Annotated in this window: 26 protein-coding genes; 1 reads left to right on the plus strand and 25 read right to left on the minus strand. The window is 50.1% G+C overall.

From position 1 onward, the window contains the following. Window positions 1-16: 16 nt before the first annotated feature. The 22 genes from secY to rpsJ form a co-directional block, all read right to left on the minus strand. On the minus strand, window positions 17-1,348 hold the full coding sequence (secY, locus tag BGE37_RS24280; RefSeq protein ID WP_001118861.1) for a preprotein translocase subunit SecY: 1,332 nt from the start codon (window positions 1,346-1,348) through the stop codon (window positions 17-19). A 7-nt stretch (window positions 1,349-1,355) separates the two neighbouring features. Continuing rightward, complete coding sequence (gene rplO, locus BGE37_RS24285; RefSeq protein WP_001238917.1) at window positions 1,356-1,790, minus strand: 50S ribosomal protein L15; 435 nt, start codon at window positions 1,788-1,790, stop codon at window positions 1,356-1,358. 3 nt (window positions 1,791-1,793) lie between these two features. After that, a complete protein-coding gene (rpmD, locus tag BGE37_RS24290; protein WP_001140433.1) occupies window positions 1,794-1,973 on the minus strand; it encodes a 50S ribosomal protein L30 in 180 nt (59 codons plus the stop codon). Window positions 1,974-1,976: 3 nt separating this feature from the next. Continuing rightward, on the minus strand, window positions 1,977-2,480 hold the full coding sequence (gene rpsE / locus BGE37_RS24295; protein ID WP_000940121.1) for a 30S ribosomal protein S5: 504 nt from the start codon (window positions 2,478-2,480) through the stop codon (window positions 1,977-1,979). 14 nt (window positions 2,481-2,494) lie between these two features. After that, on the minus strand, window positions 2,495-2,848 hold the full coding sequence (rplR, locus tag BGE37_RS24300) for a 50S ribosomal protein L18 (protein WP_000358960.1): 354 nt from the start codon (window positions 2,846-2,848) through the stop codon (window positions 2,495-2,497). Window positions 2,849-2,857: 9 nt separating this feature from the next. Then, the gene (gene rplF, locus BGE37_RS24305) at window positions 2,858-3,391 is read right to left on the minus strand and encodes a 50S ribosomal protein L6 (RefSeq protein ID WP_000091945.1); all 534 of its coding nucleotides are present in this window, start codon (window positions 3,389-3,391) and stop codon (window positions 2,858-2,860) included. Window positions 3,392-3,403: 12 nt separating this feature from the next. After that, complete coding sequence (rpsH, locus tag BGE37_RS24310; RefSeq protein ID WP_000062611.1) at window positions 3,404-3,796, minus strand: 30S ribosomal protein S8; 393 nt, start codon at window positions 3,794-3,796, stop codon at window positions 3,404-3,406. Window positions 3,797-3,829: 33 nt separating this feature from the next. After that, a complete protein-coding gene (rpsN, locus tag BGE37_RS24315) occupies window positions 3,830-4,135 on the minus strand; it encodes a 30S ribosomal protein S14 (RefSeq protein WP_001118930.1) in 306 nt (101 codons plus the stop codon). A gap of 14 nt (window positions 4,136-4,149) precedes the next feature. Beyond that, on the minus strand, window positions 4,150-4,689 hold the full coding sequence (rplE, locus tag BGE37_RS24320) for a 50S ribosomal protein L5 (RefSeq protein WP_001096200.1): 540 nt from the start codon (window positions 4,687-4,689) through the stop codon (window positions 4,150-4,152). Window positions 4,690-4,703: 14 nt separating this feature from the next. Then, on the minus strand, window positions 4,704-5,018 hold the full coding sequence (gene rplX, locus BGE37_RS24325; RefSeq protein ID WP_000729185.1) for a 50S ribosomal protein L24: 315 nt from the start codon (window positions 5,016-5,018) through the stop codon (window positions 4,704-4,706). Between the two features lie 10 nt (window positions 5,019-5,028). After that, the gene (gene rplN, locus BGE37_RS24330) at window positions 5,029-5,400 is read right to left on the minus strand and encodes a 50S ribosomal protein L14 (RefSeq protein WP_000613955.1); all 372 of its coding nucleotides are present in this window, start codon (window positions 5,398-5,400) and stop codon (window positions 5,029-5,031) included. A 164-nt stretch (window positions 5,401-5,564) separates the two neighbouring features. Next, the gene (gene rpsQ / locus BGE37_RS24335; RefSeq protein WP_000130100.1) at window positions 5,565-5,819 is read right to left on the minus strand and encodes a 30S ribosomal protein S17; all 255 of its coding nucleotides are present in this window, start codon (window positions 5,817-5,819) and stop codon (window positions 5,565-5,567) included. Beyond that, on the minus strand, window positions 5,819-6,010 hold the full coding sequence (rpmC, locus tag BGE37_RS24340; RefSeq protein ID WP_000644741.1) for a 50S ribosomal protein L29: 192 nt from the start codon (window positions 6,008-6,010) through the stop codon (window positions 5,819-5,821). Before rpmC ends, rpsQ begins: the two co-directional genes overlap by 1 nt. Then, window positions 6,010-6,420 (minus strand): 50S ribosomal protein L16, encoded by a 411-nt coding sequence (rplP, locus tag BGE37_RS24345; protein WP_000941212.1) that lies wholly within the window; start codon window positions 6,418-6,420, stop codon window positions 6,010-6,012. Before rplP ends, rpmC begins: the two co-directional genes overlap by 1 nt. A gap of 12 nt (window positions 6,421-6,432) precedes the next feature. Further along, window positions 6,433-7,134: a 30S ribosomal protein S3 gene (rpsC, locus tag BGE37_RS24350; protein ID WP_000529945.1), complete on the minus strand. Its 702-nt coding sequence runs from the start codon at window positions 7,132-7,134 to the stop codon at window positions 6,433-6,435. 17 nt (window positions 7,135-7,151) lie between these two features. Then, entirely contained in the window at window positions 7,152-7,484 is a 333-nt protein-coding gene (gene rplV / locus BGE37_RS24355; protein WP_000447529.1) for a 50S ribosomal protein L22, read from the minus strand. 14 nt (window positions 7,485-7,498) lie between these two features. Beyond that, complete coding sequence (gene rpsS / locus BGE37_RS24360; RefSeq protein WP_001138117.1) at window positions 7,499-7,777, minus strand: 30S ribosomal protein S19; 279 nt, start codon at window positions 7,775-7,777, stop codon at window positions 7,499-7,501. Between the two features lie 16 nt (window positions 7,778-7,793). After that, a complete protein-coding gene (gene rplB / locus BGE37_RS24365) occupies window positions 7,794-8,615 on the minus strand; it encodes a 50S ribosomal protein L2 (RefSeq protein WP_105288533.1) in 822 nt (273 codons plus the stop codon). Window positions 8,616-8,632: 17 nt separating this feature from the next. Further along, complete coding sequence (gene rplW / locus BGE37_RS24370; RefSeq protein ID WP_000617544.1) at window positions 8,633-8,935, minus strand: 50S ribosomal protein L23; 303 nt, start codon at window positions 8,933-8,935, stop codon at window positions 8,633-8,635. Next, window positions 8,932-9,537, minus strand: coding sequence for a 50S ribosomal protein L4 (gene rplD / locus BGE37_RS24375; protein ID WP_000424395.1), 606 nt, complete (start codon window positions 9,535-9,537; stop codon window positions 8,932-8,934). Before rplD ends, rplW begins: the two co-directional genes overlap by 4 nt. Window positions 9,538-9,547: 10 nt before the next feature. Further along, window positions 9,548-10,177 carry a 50S ribosomal protein L3 gene (rplC, locus tag BGE37_RS24380; protein ID WP_000579833.1) on the minus strand — a complete coding sequence of 210 codons (630 nt, stop codon included), beginning with the start codon at window positions 10,175-10,177 and terminating at the stop codon, window positions 9,548-9,550. A gap of 32 nt (window positions 10,178-10,209) precedes the next feature. Then, window positions 10,210-10,521, minus strand: coding sequence for a 30S ribosomal protein S10 (gene rpsJ, locus BGE37_RS24385; protein ID WP_001181004.1), 312 nt, complete (start codon window positions 10,519-10,521; stop codon window positions 10,210-10,212). A 378-nt stretch (window positions 10,522-10,899) separates the two neighbouring features. Here rpsJ and BGE37_RS24395 point away from each other — a divergent pair, with 378 nt between their 5' ends. After that, window positions 10,900-11,367 carry a prepilin peptidase gene (locus BGE37_RS24395; RefSeq protein WP_105277844.1) on the plus strand — a complete coding sequence of 156 codons (468 nt, stop codon included), beginning with the start codon at window positions 10,900-10,902 and terminating at the stop codon, window positions 11,365-11,367. Here BGE37_RS24395 and bfr read toward each other — a convergent pair. The 3 genes from bfr to BGE37_RS24420 all read right to left on the minus strand — a co-directional run. Continuing rightward, a complete protein-coding gene (gene bfr / locus BGE37_RS24400) occupies window positions 11,364-11,840 on the minus strand; it encodes a bacterioferritin (RefSeq protein WP_000675515.1) in 477 nt (158 codons plus the stop codon). The genes BGE37_RS24395 and bfr overlap by 4 nt on opposite strands. A 72-nt stretch (window positions 11,841-11,912) precedes the next feature. Next, window positions 11,913-12,107 carry a bacterioferritin-associated ferredoxin gene (bfd, locus tag BGE37_RS24405; protein ID WP_000289090.1) on the minus strand — a complete coding sequence of 65 codons (195 nt, stop codon included), beginning with the start codon at window positions 12,105-12,107 and terminating at the stop codon, window positions 11,913-11,915. A gap of 182 nt (window positions 12,108-12,289) precedes the next feature. Continuing rightward, on the minus strand, window positions 12,290-12,385 hold a 96-nt coding region (locus BGE37_RS24420), incomplete at its 5' end, for an EF-Tu C-terminal domain-related protein (RefSeq protein ID WP_072082015.1).

A 12,385-nucleotide genomic window follows, 5' to 3' on the forward strand; every position in this document is an offset into this window, starting at 1 on the left:
CTTCTCGGGCGACCAATTATCGGCCGTAGCCTTTCAGGTTCGCCTTCTTCAATGCAGACTCATACTGACTGGACATCATCAGAGTTTGCACTTGAGCCATAAAGTCCATAATCACGACAACAACGATAAGCAGTGAGGTCCCACCGAAGTAGAACGGTACTTTCATTGCATCACGCATGAACTCCGGGATCAGGCAGATAAAGGTAATGTACAGCGCACCAACCAGGGTCAGGCGGGTCATTACTTTATCGATATACTTCGCCGTTTGCTCTCCCGGACGAATTCCTGGTACAAATGCACCGGACTTCTTCAGGTTATCTGCTGTTTCACGCGGGTTGAAAACCAACGCCGTGTAGAAGAAACAGAAGAAGATGATTGCAGACGCATAGAGTAACACATAAAGCGGTTGCCCAGGCTGCAAATACAGCGAAATTGTTGTCAGCCAGTTCCAACCAGTACCGCCCCCGAACCATGACGCGATGGTCGCCGGGAACAGAATAATACTGGAAGCGAAGATTGCCGGGATTACCCCCGCCATATTCACTTTCAGCGGTAAATGTGTGCTCTGTGCAGCATAGACACGACGACCTTGCTGACGTTTCGCGTAGTTTACCACAATGCGGCGTTGACCACGCTCAACAAATACAACAAAGAACGTCACTGCAAATACTAATACTGCAACCAACAGCAACACGAGGAAGTGCAGGTCGCCTTGACGCGCTTGCTCGATAGTATGGGCAATGGCTGGCGGGAGTCCCGCGACAATACCGGCGAAGATAATGATTGAAATACCGTTGCCGATACCTCGTTCAGTAATCTGTTCGCCCAACCACATCAGGAACATGGTTCCTGTGACCAGACTTACAACAGCGGTGAAGTAGAATGCAAAGCCCGGGTTAATGACCAGGCCTTGCATACCAGGCATATTCGGCAGACCGGTAGCAATACCGATCGACTGGAATATTGCCAGCACCAGAGTACCGTAGCGGGTGTACTGGCTGATCTTACGACGACCAGACTCCCCTTCTTTCTTAATTTCTGCCAACGTTGGGTGAACCACCGTCAGCAGCTGGATAATGATCGATGCCGAAATATACGGCATGATCCCCAGAGCAAAGATAGAAGCACGGCTGAGAGCACCACCAGAGAACATGTTAAACATTTCAATGATGGTGCCTCGCTGTTGCTCAAGCAGTTTGGCAAGTACAGCGGCATCAATACCAGGGATCGGAATAAAAGAGCCAATACGGAACACAATCAGCGCACCGATAACAAACAGCAGTCTGCGTTTCAGCTCGCCTAAGCCACCTTTGGCACTTTGAAAATCTAATCCCGGTTGTTTAGCCATCTGCTACTTATTCCTCGATTTTACCGCCAGCAGCTTCGATAGCAGCACGAGCGCCTTTAGTAACACGCAGGCCACGAACAGTTACCGGAGTAGTTACTTCGCCAGCCAGGATCACTTTCGCGAACTCGATCTGGATACCGATAATGTTAGCCGCTTTCAGCGTGTTCAGGTCTACAACACCGCCTTCTACTTTAGCCAGGTCAGACAGACGAACTTCGGCTGTAATCGCTGCTTTACGAGAAGTGAAGCCGAATTTCGGCAGACGACGGTACAGAGGCATCTGACCACCCTCGAAACCGCGACGTACGCCACCGCCAGAACGAGACTTCTGACCTTTGTGACCACGACCACCGGTTTTACCGAGGCCAGAACCGATACCACGACCCAGGCGTTTACCCGCCTTTTTGGAGCCTTCGGCCGGAGACAGAGTATTTAAACGCATCTCTTACTCCTCAACTTTAACCATGAAGGAAACCGCGTTGATCATACCGCGAATAGCAGGAGTATCCTCGCGCTCTACGGTGTGACCAATACGACGCAGACCCAGGCCAAGCAGCGTTGCCTTGTGTTTCGGCAGACGACCGATTGCACTGCGGGTTTGAGTAATTTTAATAGTCTTTGCCATGGTTTATTTCCCCAGAATTTCTTCAACGGATTTACCACGCTTGGCAGCGACCATTTCTGGAGAATTCATATTTTCCAGGCCATCGATAGTTGCACGAACCACGTTAATCGGGTTGGTGGAACCATACGCTTTAGCCAGAACGTTATGAACCCCAGCGACTTCCAGAACGGCGCGCATTGCACCACCGGCGATGATACCGGTACCTTCGGAAGCCGGCTGCATGAATACGCGAGAACCCGTATGAACACCTTTAACAGGGTGTTGCAGAGTGCCGTTATTCAGCGCGACGTTAATCATATTGCGACGGGCTTTTTCCATCGCTTTCTGGATCGCTGCTGGAACTTCACGCGCTTTACCGTAACCAAAACCAACGCGACCGTTACCATCGCCAACTACAGTCAGAGCTGTGAAGGAGAAAATACGACCACCTTTAACGGTTTTAGATACGCGGTTTACCGCGATCAGCTTTTCCTGCAGTTCGCCAGCTTGTTTTTCGATGTGAGCCATCTTACACCTCTACCTTAGAACTGAAGGCCAGCTTCACGGGCAGCATCTGCCAGTGCCTGGACACGACCATGATATTGGAACCCGGAACGGTCAAAGGATACATCTTTGATGCCTTTTTCCAGAGCGCGTTCAGCGACAGCTTTACCCACAGCTGCAGCCGCGTCTTTGTTACCGGTGTACTTCAGTTGTTCAGCGATAGCTTTTTCTACAGTAGAAGCAGCTACCAGAACTTCAGAACCGTTCGGTGCAATTACCTGTGCGTAAATGTGACGCGGGGTACGATGTACCACCAGGCGAGTTGCGCCCAGCTCCTGGAGCTTGCGGCGTGCGCGGGTCGCACGACGGATACGAGCAGATTTCTTATCCATAGTGTTACCTTACTTCTTCTTAGCCTCTTTGGTACGCACGACTTCGTCGGCGTAACGAACACCCTTGCCTTTGTAAGGCTCAGGACGACGGTAGGCGCGCAGATCCGCTGCAACCTGGCCGATCACCTGCTTATCAGCGCCTTTCAGCACGATTTCAGTCTGAGTCGGACATTCAGCAGTGATACCCGCAGGCAGCTGATGGTCAACAGGATGAGAGAAACCCAGAGACAGGTTAATCACATTGCCTTTAACCGCTGCACGGTAACCTACACCAACCAGCTGCAGCTTCTTAGTGAAGCCTTCGGTAACACCGATAACCATTGAGTTCAGCAGGGCACGCGCGGTACCAGCCTGTGCCCAACCGTCTGCGTAACCATCACGCGGACCGAAGGTCAGGGTATTATCTGCATGTTTAACTTCAACAGCATCGTTGAGAGTACGAGTCAGCTCGCCGTTTTTACCTTTGATCGTAATAACCTGACCGTTGATTTTTACGTCAACGCCGGCAGGAACAACGACCGGTGCTTTAGCAACACGAGACATTTTTTCCTCCGATTAGGCTACGTAGCAGATAATTTCGCCACCAAGACCAGCCTGGCGCGCTGCACGATCAGTCATAACACCTTTAGAGGTAGAAACAACTGCGATACCCAGACCCGCCATAACTTTCGGCAGCTCATCTTTACGTTTATAGATGCGCAGACCTGGGCGGCTGACACGCTGAATGCTTTCTACAACAGCTTTGCCCTGGAAATACTTCAGAGTAAGTTCCAGTTCAGGCTTGGTGTCGCCTTCAACTTTAAAATCTTCAATAAAACCTTCTTCCTTCAGCACGTTGGCGATTGCCACTTTCAGCTTGGAGGAAGGCATGGTGACCGCAGCTTTGTTCGCGGCCTGACCGTTACGGATACGGGTCAGCATATCCGCGATCGGATCTTGCATGCTCATCTGTCTTTACTCCCGTGATTCAATTGGTGACAATTACCAGCTAGCCTTTTTCAGACCCGGGATTTCACCGCGCATAGCGGCTTCACGGACCTTAATACGGCTCAACCCGAACTTCCGCAGGAAACCATGCGGACGACCTGTTTGACGGCAGCGGTTACGCTGACGAGACGGGCTGGAATCACGCGGCAGAGTCTGCAGCTTGAGAACAGCGTTCCAACGATCTTCGTCGGAAGCGTTCACATCAGAGATGATCGCTTTCAGTTCAGCGCGTTTCGCGAAGTATTTATCAGCTAAAGCTACGCGTTTTACTTCGCGTGCTTTCATTGATTGCTTAGCCATTTAGTAACCCTACCTTACTTGCGGAACGGGAAGTCAAAGGCAGCCAGCAGAGCGCGGCCTTCTTCGTCAGATTTCGCAGTAGTGGTAATGGTAATATCCAAACCACGAACGCGGTCGACTTTATCGTAGTCGATTTCTGGGAAGATGATCTGCTCACGGACACCCATGCTGTAGTTACCACGACCGTCGAAAGACTTAGCGGACAGGCCACGGAAGTCACGGATACGAGGTACAGCAATAGTGATCAGGCGCTCAAAGAACTCCCACATGCGTTCGCCACGCAGAGTTACTTTACAGCCGATCGGATAGCCCTGACGGATTTTGAAGCCTGCAACAGATTTGCGTGCTTTGGTGATCAGCGGTTTTTGACCGGAGATTGCTGCCAGGTCTGCTGCTGCGTTATCCAGCAGTTTTTTGTCAGCGATCGCTTCACCAACACCCATGTTCAGGGTGATCTTCTCGACCCGAGGGACTTGCATGACAGAATTGTAGTTAAACTCAGTCATGAGTTTTTTAACTACTTCGTCTTTGTAGTAATCATGCAGTTTCGCCATCGTACTACTCCAAATTACTTGATAGTTTCGCTGTTAGACTTGAAGAAACGGACTTTTTTACCGTCTTCGAATCTAAAGCCTACACGGTCAGCCTTGCCGGTTGCCGCATTGAAGATTGCTACGTTGGAAACCTGAATAGCGGCTTCTTTTTCAACGATGCCACCCGGTTGGTTCAGGGCCGGAACCGGCTTCTGATGTTTCTTAACCAGGTTGATACCTTCAACAATGACCTTGCCGGAAGACAGGACATTCTTAACTTTACCGCGTTTACCTTTATCTTTACCGGTTAACACGATAACTTCGTCATCACGACGGATTTTCGCTGCCATGATTCGCTCCTTAGAGTACTTCTGGTGCCAGAGAGATAATTTTCATGAACTTCTCACTACGAAGCTCACGAGTTACCGGCCCAAAAATACGCGTACCGATAGGCTGCTCGCTGTTGTTGTTCAGAAGAACACAAGCATTACCATCGAAGCGAATGACAGAACCGTCCGGGCGACGAACACCCTTCTTGGTGCGCACCACTACCGCCTTCAGCACATCACCTTTTTTGACCTTACCACGCGGAATTGCTTCTTTGATGGTGATCTTGATGATGTCGCCTACGCCTGCGTAGCGACGGTGCGAGCCACCCAGAACCTTGATACACATTACGCGACGTGCACCGGAGTTGTCGGCGACGTTCAGCATAGTCTGTTCTTGGATCATTTTAGTGCTCCGCTAATGTCAACTACTACTGAGACCCGAAAATCAGGTCGTTAAAAATCCCCATATCGAGGGCGCGGCATTATAACACCGCTTCAAGGATATGGGTAGAAAAAATAAACGGCTCATTTCTGAGCCGTTTATTCGTATCGAGAGAGTGTACTGTATTACAGAACCGCTTTCTCTACAACGCGAACCAGCGTCCAGGATTTAGTCTTGGACAGCGGACGGCATTCGCGGATTTCAACCACGTCACCGATACCGCATTCGTTGTTCTCGTCATGTACGTGCAGTTTGGTCGTACGCTTGATGAATTTACCGTAGATCGGGTGTTTCACAAAACGTTCGATAGCAACAACAATGGATTTCTCCATTTTGTCGCTAACAACGCGACCTTGCAGAGTACGGATTTTATCGGTCATTACGCACCCGCCTTCTCGTTCAGTAAAGTCTTAACGCGTGCGACATCGCGACGCACTTGCTTCAACAGGTGAGACTGTTGCAGCTGGCCACTTGCAGCCTGCATACGCAGGTTGAACTGCTCACGCAGCAGGTTCAGCAGCTCGGTGTTCAGCTCTTCAACGCTCTTCTCACGCAGCTCTTTTGCTTTCATTACATCACCGTCTTAGTTACAAAGGTGGTTTTAATCGGCAGTTTCGCTGCTGCCAGCTTGAATGCTTCACGGGCCAGCTCTTCCGGAACACCGTCCATTTCATACAGGACTTTACCCGGCTGAATCAAGGCAACCCAATACTCCACGTTACCTTTACCTTTACCCATACGCACTGCCAGCGGCTTTTCAGTGATCGGTTTGTCCGGGAACACACGGATCCAGATCTTACCTTGACGCTTAACTGCACGGGTCATAGCACGACGTGCTGCTTCGATCTGACGTGCAGTCAGACGACCACGGCCAACAGCTTTCAGACCGAAGCTGCCGAAGCTAACATCCGTACCCTGCGCCAGACCGCGGTTACGGCCTTTGTGCATTTTACGGAATTTTGTACGCTTTGGTTGTAACATCAGCGACGCTCCTTATTTACGGCCTTTACGCTGCTGCTTTTTAGGCTGAGCAGCCGGTTTTTCCGGTTGTTCAACAGCAGCCATACCACCCAGGATCTCGCCTTTGAAGATCCACACTTTAACGCCGATTACACCGTAAGTGGTGTGCGCTTCAGAGGTGTTGTAGTCGATGTCAGCACGCAGAGTGTGCAGCGGTACGCGACCTTCGCGGTACCATTCGGTACGTGCGATTTCCGCGCCGCCCAGACGGCCGCTAACTTCAACTTTAATACCTTTAGCGCCCAGACGCATTGCGTTCTGTACAGCACGCTTCATAGCACGACGGAACATAACGCGACGTTCCAGCTGAGAAGTGATGCTGTCAGCAACCAGTTTTGCGTCCAGTTCAGGCTTACGAACTTCGGCGATGTTGATCTGTGCAGGAACGCCAGCGATGTCCGCTACGACCTTACGCAGTTTTTCTACGTCTTCACCTTTTTTACCGATAACGATACCCGGGCGAGCAGTGTGAATGGTTACACGGATGCTCTTAGCCGGACGCTCGATAACGATACGAGATACGGACGCTTTAGCCAGTTCCTTAGTCAGGTACTGACGTACTTTAAAATCGCTGTCCAGGTTGTCAGCGAATTCTTTGGTGTTCGCAAACCAGGTAGAGTTCCATGGTTTTACAATACCCAGGCGAATACCATTAGGATGTACTTTCTGACCCATTGCTAGTCTCCAGAGTCTCAGCGATCGGACACAACCACAGTGATGTGGCTGGTGCGCTTCAGGATGCGATCTGCACGACCTTTTGCACGCGGCATAATGCGCTTCATGCTCGGGCCTTCGTCTACGAAAATTTTCGTAACTTTCAGATCGTCAATGTCAGCGCCATCGTTGTGTTCAGCGTTAGCAATGGCAGATTCCAGAACTTTCTTGACCAGTACAGCCGCTTTCTTGTTGGTGTAGGTCAAAATATCCAGAGCCTGCGACACTTTCTTACCGCGAATCAGGTCAGCAACAAGGCGAACCTTCTGAGCAGAAGAACGAGCATGGCGATGTTTAGCGATAGTTTCCATCTCTTCCTCCTACCTTATTTCTTCTTCGCTTTTTTATCAGCAGCGTGGCCGCGATAAGTACGAGTCGGTGCGAATTCACCCAGTTTGTGACCGACCATTTCGTCGGTTACAAATACCGGAACGTGCTGACGACCATTATGGACAGCGATGGTCAAACCGATCATGTTAGGAAAGATCGTTGAACGACGGGACCAAGTGCGCAGGGGCTTCTTGTCTCCGCTTTCCACCGCTTTCTCTACCTTCTTCAGCAAGTGCAGGTCAATAAAAGGACCTTTCTTGAGAGAACGTGGCATGGCTTATCCTCTAAAATTATTTGCTACGGCGACGTACGATGAATTTATCAGTACGCTTGTTGCTGCGGGTCTTCTTACCTTTGGTCTGAACGCCCCACGGAGTTACCGGGTGCTTACCAAAGTTACGACCTTCACCACCACCATGTGGGTGGTCTACCGGGTTCATCGCGGTACCGCGAACGGTCGGACGAACACCACGCCAGCGTGCAGCACCTGCTTTACCCAGAACGCGCAGCATATGCTCAGCATTGCCAACTTCGCCCAGAGTTGCACGGCAGTCTGCTTCTACTTTACGCATTTCACCAGAACGCAGACGCAGGGTGACATAAGCACCATCACGAGCAACGATCTGAACGTAAGTACCAGCGGAACGTGCCAGCTGACCGCCTTTACCTAGTTTCATTTCTACGTTATGAACAGTAGAACCAACCGGGATGTTGCGCATCGGCAGGGTGTTACCTGGTTTGATTGCAGCATCAACGCCAGACTGAATCTGGTCGCCAGCTTTCAGGCCTTTAGGGGCCAGGATGTAACGGCGTTCACCGTCTTTGTACAGAACCAGCGCGATGTTCGCGGAACGGTTCGGATCGTACTCAAGACGTTCAACAACTGCCGGGATACCGTCTTTGTTGCGTTTGAAGTCAACAATACGGTAAGCCTGCTTGTGGCCACCACCGATATGACGAGTGGTGATACGGCCATTGTTGTTACGACCACCGGATTTGCTGTTTTTTTCCAGCAACGGAGCAAAAGGTTTGCCCTTGTGCAGCTCAGGGTTAACCACTTTAACAACGTGGCGACGACCCGGAGATGTCGGTTTACATTTAACAACTGCCATTGTATTACTCCTCCGACTTACTCAGCGCCGCCAACGAAGTCCAGATTCTGGCCTTCTTTCAGGGTGACGTAAGCTTTTTTCCAGTCGCTACGACGACCGATACGCTGTCCGTGACGTTTAACTTTCCCTTTAACTACCAGGGTGTTAACGACTTCGACTTCGACTTCAAACAGTTTCTGCACAGCAGCTTTGATTTCTGCTTTGGTCGCGTCTTTAGCAACTTTGAGTACGATGGTGTTGGATTTTTCCATCGCAGTAGACGCTTTTTCAGAAACGTGCGGTGCACGCAGCACCTTCAGCAGACGTTCTTCACGAATCATGCCAGCATCTCCTCAACTTGCTTAACAGCATCAGCAGTCATTACGACTTTGTCGAAGGCGATCAGGCTAACCGGGTCGATACCAGTTGCATCGCGTACGTCAACCTTGTGCAGGTTGCGCGCAGCCAGGAACAGGTTTTCGTCCAGCTCACCGGTGATGATCAGCACATCTTCCAGAGCCATGTCTTTCAGTTTCTGTGCCAGCAGCTTAGTTTTCGGCGCTTCTACAGAGAACTTCTCGACAACGATCAGACGATCCTGACGTACCAGTTCGGACAGGATGCTTTTCAGCGCGCCGCGGTACATCTTCTTGTTAACTTTTTGACTGTGGTCCTGCGGACGAGCAGCAAAGGTCACGCCACCAGAACGCCAGATCGGGCTCTTGATAGAACCAGAACGCGCACGGCCGGTGCCTTTCTGGCGCCACGGTTTTTTACCGGAACCAGTTACTTCAGCACGAGTCTTCTGAGCACGAGTACCCTGACGAGCACCAGCTGCATAAGCAACAACAACCTGGTGAACCAGCGCTTCGTTGAAATCACGACCGAAGGTAGTTTCGGAAACAGTCAGCGCGCTCTGCGCGTCTTTCAATACTAATTCCATTGCTATCTCCTTACGCCTTCACAGCTGGTTTAACGATCAGGTCGCTACCGGTTGCACCCGGGACAGCACCTTTAACCAGCAGCAGGTTGCGCTCAGCGTCAACGCGTACTACGTCAAGGCTCTGAACGGTTACACGTTCGTTACCCATCTGACCTGCCATTTTCTTGCCTTTGAACACTTTGCCCGGAGTCTGGTTCTGACCGATAGAACCCGGAACGCGGTGAGACAAGGAGTTACCGTGAGTAGCGTCCTGGGTACGGAAGTTCCAGCGCTTAACGGTACCTGCGAAACCTTTACCTTTAGAGGTGCCAGTTACGTCAACTTTTTTAACGTCAGCAAACAGTTCAACGCTAATGCTCTGACCTACAGTGAACTCTTCGCCTTCAGCCAGGCGGAATTCCCACAGACCACGGCCAGCTTCTACGCCAGCTTTAGCGAAGTGGCCAGCTTCAGGCTTGGTCACACGGTTAGCTTTTTTAGCACCGGTGGTTACCTGAATAGCACGGTAGCCATCGTTAGCCAGGTCTTTAACCTGAGTAACGCGGTTTGCTTCAACTTCGATTACGGTTACTGGGATAGAAACGCCGTCTTCTGTGAAGATACGGGTCATACCCACTTTTTTACCGACTAAACCAATCATTGTTTCAACCTCTCAATCGCTCAATGACCTGATTAACCCAGGCTGATCTGCACGTCTACACCGGCAGCCAGATCCAGACGCATCAGAGCATCAACGGTTTTCTCGGTTGGCTCAACGATGTCAACCAGACGCAAGTGAGTACGGATTTCGTACTGATCGCGCGCGTCTTTGTTGACGTGCGGGGAGATCAGAACAGTGAAGCGCTCTTTGCGTGTCGGCAGCGGGATCGGACCACGGACCTGCGCACCAGTGCGCTTGGCAGTCTCGACGATTTCCGCGGTTGCTTGATCGATCAGACGATGATCAAACGCTTTCAGGCGGATACGGATTCTTTGGTTCTGCATGAGACCAGAGCTCCAATTATTTTATAAACGAAAATGATTACTCCTCAGACCCATTACGATTGATGGGAGAGTGTAACCGTTCTTACGTAGCTCCCCGATTGGGAGCATTGTTAGGTAGCCAAATTCGGCTAACTGAGGTTCAGATTGAACCTGCTGTCAACTACGACAAGCCCGCGCATTATACGCAAATCTGAGCCAGACGCAAGCATCGGGTAGAAATTAATCGCAACGCGCAGATTGCGAGCTGTATTCCACGAAATTTGTAAGGTTGTGAAGATAGCGTTTTTCACCGGAACCAGGTTAACAAATCAGCGATTTCTCCGTTGCTGAGCATCCGGAGTTATTCGATGGTGATACTCCAATTACAGAGGATGTTTTATGGACGCTACCCTTCCCTTTCTGATTTTGTACGCTTGTTTATCAGCCCTACTTTTTTTCTGGGATGCAAAGCATGGCTTGTTACCTGACAGATTTACGTGCCCGTTACTCTGGTCAGGTCTTTTGTTCTATCAGGTTTGTAATCCTGACGGTTTAGCCTATGCGTTATGGGGGGCGATTATTGGTTACGGCACATTCGCTGTCATTTACTGGGGGTATCGCATACTGCGTCATAAAGAAGGATTAGGCTATGGTGATGTGAAGTTTCTCGCCGCCCTTGGTGCCTGGCATACATGGACCTTCTTGCCACGACTGGTTTTCCTTGCTGCCTCATTCGCTTGCGGAGCCGTAGTTATTGGTCTGCTCATGAGAGGAAAAGAGTCATTAAAAAACCCGCTGCCGTTTGGGCCATTTCTGGCGGCTGCGGGTTTCGTTGTAGGCTGGGATAGTTTGCTGGCAGGCCGTTAATCTTTAACTTTTATTTGTGATTGCAGGTAATTTTGTAAACCGATTTTACCGATGAGATCCAGCTCAGTTTCGAGCCAGTCAATATGACCTTCTTCATCGGCAAGGATCTCGATCATCATATCACGGCTAACATAGTCATGAACGCTGTCGGCATACGCGATAGCCTCACGGAGATCCTTCGCGCCTTCCAGTTCTAATCGCAGGTCGGATTGCAGCATCTCCTCGACATCTTCACCAATCCCCAGTTTGCCTAAATCCTGTAAGTTAGGGATTCCTTCTAAAAACAAAATACGCTCGATATATTTATCAGCGTGTTTCATCTCATCAATAGATTCATGGTATTCGACGTCATTGAGACGCATCAGGCCCCAGTTTTTAAACATCCGGGCATGGAGAAAATACTGATTGATTGCGACAAGCTCATTTCCCAATAGTTTATTGAGATAATTTATGATTTTAACATCACCTTTCATTTTATAGTCCCTCCGCTTCCACTATTAGAGCGTAGATGGGGCTAGCGGGATGTCAAAAAATAAGCGTGGGCTTCAGGCAATCTCTTTAAATTCTGGCATCTGCATCAACTCGTCCTGCATCACTTCGCGCGCGGCGCGAATGCACTTACCGCATTGATTTCCCACAGGAATAAACTTACGCAATTGTTGGAAAGATTGCGGATGAAACTGACGGACTGCCTGGCGAATTTTTTTGTCACTTACACCATTACACAAACAAACGTACATGATTGCTCCCGTTCAAATTCTGCGCAAAGTGTAAATGAGAATGGTTATGATTACAATAGCACAGTTTAATTTGCGCCATAGTTCAGCGAGTGAAATTACGACTAAATATTTCGAGCTCAAATTACGGGCAGCAAAAAGGGCGCCGAAGCGCCCTTTTTAATTCGAAACTAATTAACGTGTAATTAGCCCAGAACTTTAGCAACAACGCCCGCGCCAACGGTACGGCCGCCTTCACGGATTGCGAAACGCAGACCGTCGTCCATCGCGATCGGGTGGAT

This window comes from Escherichia sp. MOD1-EC6300, from assembly GCF_002965045.1.
Classification (GTDB): Bacteria; Pseudomonadota; Gammaproteobacteria; order Enterobacterales; family Enterobacteriaceae; genus Escherichia; species Escherichia coli_F.